The organism is Kitasatospora putterlickiae (genome assembly GCF_039527695.1).
Classification (GTDB): Bacteria; Actinomycetota; Actinomycetes; order Streptomycetales; family Streptomycetaceae; genus Kitasatospora; species Kitasatospora putterlickiae.
Map to the genome: position 1 here is coordinate 12,734 of NZ_BAAAKJ010000122.1, position 3,316 is coordinate 16,049.

The following is a 3,316-nucleotide window of genomic DNA, read 5'->3' on the forward strand; positions in this document are numbered from 1 at the left end:
GCCCCGGGGCGGGGTGTCAGGGCACCGGGCTCAGGGCCGGCTGGGCCAGGGCGAGGGCGCGCAGGACCAGGTCGACGCGGACGTGCGCCGCGCCGGCCCGGAGCAGGGCGGCGGAGACGGCCCGTAACTCCTCCGGGCCGGTGCAGGCGAGCCGCAGTTCGAGATCGGCGTCGCCGGCCAGCGCCAGGCCGCTCTGCACCGCCGGGAGCTCGGCGGCCAGCCGGTCGAAGTCCAGCGGGACCGGGCCGAAGCTCACCCGGGCGAGGGCCAGCAGCGGGCGGGCCGGCTCGGGCCGCGGCGCGCCGGGGACCAGGTGGAGTGCGCTCACCGGTGCTGGAGCCGGGAGCCGGAGCAGGCCGCGGAGTGCCCGCCGGCCGGGCGGGCGGCACCGGTGCCGCCCGGAGCGTTCACCGGCGAGGCGACCAGGCGCGGGTCCAGGACCAGCTCGTCGACGCCGAGCGGCGCGGTGAGCGCCCGCAGCGCCGGTTCGCCGAGTTCGACGGCGGCCTGCTCCGGTCCGAGCAGCTCGGCGAGCGCGCCCGCGGAGCTGAAGCCGACGGCGCAGCGGCGGCCGTCGCGCAGCCGGAAGAGGCGAAGGGAGGTGGTCCGTCCAGTGACGGTGACGGGGACGTGCCAGACGACGCGGGCCATGCGGGTGCTCCCGAGTGGTGGAGAAGGGGCCTGCCGGAACCGCTCGGAACCGCTCGGAACCGCGTGTGGCGTTCGGAGTGCTCGGAGCTGCTCCTGACGACGCTAGGGCCCGCCCGGGCCTGCGGAGAACCGTCCTGACGCGGCGTTGACCGAATGCGGTGCCGCGTTGACGGAGTCCTGACGGTCGGCGGCGCCCCCCGCCGGACGGCGCCCGCCGGCCCGCTCCGTTTGACCCTCGGCCGCGTCGGGACGACGGTGGAGCTGATCCGAATCCGGGGGGAGGTGGAGCGAAGGGGCGGTCACGAGATATCTTGACGTCAAGACGTTGGAGACGTGAAGCGGAGTACCGATGACTGACTCGACCATCATCTATACGCACACCGACGAGGCGCCGGCCCTGGCAACGTACTCGTTCCTGCCGGTGGTCCAGGCGTACGCCTCGACGGCGGGCGTGAAGGTGGAGACTCGCGACATCTCCCTCGCCGGGCGGATCATCGCGAGCTTCCCGGAGCGTCTGACCGAGGACCAGCGGATCGGCGACGCGCTCGCCGAGCTGGGCGCGCTCGCCAAGACCCCGGGCGCCAACATCATCAAGCTGCCGAACATCTCGGCCTCGATCCCGCAGCTCAAGGCGGCCATCGCCGAGCTGCAGGCGCAGGGCTACGCGCTGCCGGACTACCCGGACGACCCGCGGACCGACGAGGACAAGGACGTCCGCGCCCGCTACGACAAGGTCAAGGGCAGCGCCGTCAACCCGGTCCTGCGCGAGGGCAACTCGGACCGCCGCGCCCCCGCGTCGGTCAAGAACTACGCCAAGACCCACCCGCACCGCATGGGCGCCTGGTCGGCCGACTCCAAGACCAATGTCGCCACCATGGGCGAGAACGACTTCCGCTCCACCGAGAAGTCGGCCGTCATCGCCGCGGACGGCGCGCTGCGCATCGAGCTGGTCGCCGAGGACGGCGCCACCACGGTGCTGCGCGAGTCCGTCCCGGTGCTGGCCGGCGAGGTCGTGGACGCCTCCGTCCTGCGCGTCGCCGAGCTGAACGAGTTCCTGGCCGCGCAGGTCGCCCGGGCCAAGGCCGAGGGCGTGCTGTTCTCGGTCCACCTGAAGGCCACCATGATGAAGGTCTCCGACCCGATCATCTTCGGCCACGTGGTCCGCGCCTTCTTCCCGCAGACCTTCGCCAAGTACGGCGAGGTGCTGGTCGCGGCGGGCCTGAACCCGAACAACGGCCTCGGCGGCATCCTGGCCGGCCTGGAGAACGTCCCGCACCTGGGCGAGGAGATCAAGGCCTCGTTCGACGCCGAGCTGGCCTCGGGCCCGGCCCTGGCGATGGTCGACTCGGACAAGGGCATCACCAACCTGCACGTGCCGAGCGACGTGATCGTGGACGCCTCGATGCCGGCCATGATCCGCACCTCCGGCCACATGTGGGGCCCGGACGGCGAGGAGGCCGACACCCTCGCCGTGCTGCCGGACAGCAGCTACGCGGGCGTCTACCAGGCCGTCATCGACGACTGCCGCGCCCACGGCGCGCTGGACCCGGCCACCATCGGCTCGGTCCCGAACGTCGGCCTGATGGCCCAGGCCGCCGAGGAGTACGGCAGCCACGACAAGACCTTCGAGATCGCGGCCGCCGGCACCGTCCGCCTGGTCGACGCCGCCACCGGCGAGGTCGTCCTGGAGCAGGCCGTCCAGCAGGGCGACATCTTCCGCTCCTGCCAGACCAAGGACCTGCCGATCCGCGACTGGGTGAAGCTGGCCGTCACCCGCGCCCGGGTCACCGGCAACCCGGCCGTCTTCTGGCTGGACGAGAGCCGCGCCCACGACGCCGTGCTGATCGAGAAGGTCAAGACCTACCTGGCGGACCACGACACCGCCGGCCTGCAGATCGAGATCAAGTCGCCGGTCGAGGCCACGACGTTCTCGCTGGAGCGTATCCGCCGGGGCGAGGACACCATCTCGGTCACCGGCAACGTGCTGCGCGACTACCTGACCGACCTGTTCCCGATCCTGGAGCTGGGCACCAGCGCCAAGATGCTGTCGGTCGTCCCGCTGATCAACGGCGGCGGCCTGTTCGAGACCGGTGCCGGCGGCTCCGCCCCGAAGCACGTCCAGCAGCTGGTCAAGGAGAACTACCTGCGCTGGGACAGCCTGGGCGAGTTCTTCGCGCTGGCCGCCAGCTTCGAGCACCTGGCCCGCACCACCGGCAACGCCCGCGCCCAGGTGCTGGCCGACACGCTGGACCGCGCCACCGGCACCTTCCTCAACGAGGACAAGTCGCCGAGCCGCCGCCTCGGTGGCATCGACAACCGCGGCAGCCACTTCTACCTGGCCACCTACTGGGCCCAGGAGCTGGCCGGCCAGACCGAGGACGCCGCGCTCGCGCAGGCCTTCGAGGGCCTGGCCAAGACGCTGTCCGAGCAGGAGCAGACCATCGTCGAGGAGCTCATCGCCGTGCAGGGCTCCGCGGTCGACCTGGGCGGCTACTACCAGCCGGACCCGGCCAAGGCCGCGGCCGTGATGCGCCCGTCGAAGACCCTCAACGAGGCTCTCGCCAACCTCGCCTGAGCCTGACCCCTGAGCCTGACCCTGAGCCTGAGGGCCAGGACGGCGAAGGAGCCGAACCCGGGAGGCCCCGGAGGTCCGTTATCGGACCTC

General features: G+C 72.3%; 3 protein-coding genes. 1 reads left to right on the forward strand and 2 read right to left on the reverse strand.

All coding sequences use genetic code 11. The features are described 5' to 3' along the window. Positions 1 to 16 precede the first annotated feature (16 nt). Positions 17 to 328: a hypothetical protein gene (locus tag ABD308_RS12735; protein WP_344332818.1), complete on the reverse strand. Its 312-nt coding sequence runs from the start codon at positions 326 to 328 to the stop codon at positions 17 to 19. Continuing rightward, positions 325 to 651 (reverse strand): SAV_915 family protein, encoded by a 327-nt coding sequence (locus ABD308_RS12740; protein WP_344332819.1) that lies wholly within the window; start codon positions 649 to 651, stop codon positions 325 to 327. The genes ABD308_RS12735 and ABD308_RS12740 overlap by 4 nt, the downstream gene beginning before the upstream one ends. A 349-nt stretch (positions 652 to 1,000) precedes the next feature. Between ABD308_RS12740 and ABD308_RS12745 the strand changes: the two genes are divergently transcribed. Then, positions 1,001 to 3,226 carry an NADP-dependent isocitrate dehydrogenase gene (locus ABD308_RS12745; protein ID WP_344332820.1) on the forward strand — a complete coding sequence of 742 codons (2,226 nt, stop codon included), beginning with the start codon at positions 1,001 to 1,003 and terminating at the stop codon, positions 3,224 to 3,226. The last annotated feature ends 90 nt before the right edge of the window (positions 3,227 to 3,316 follow it).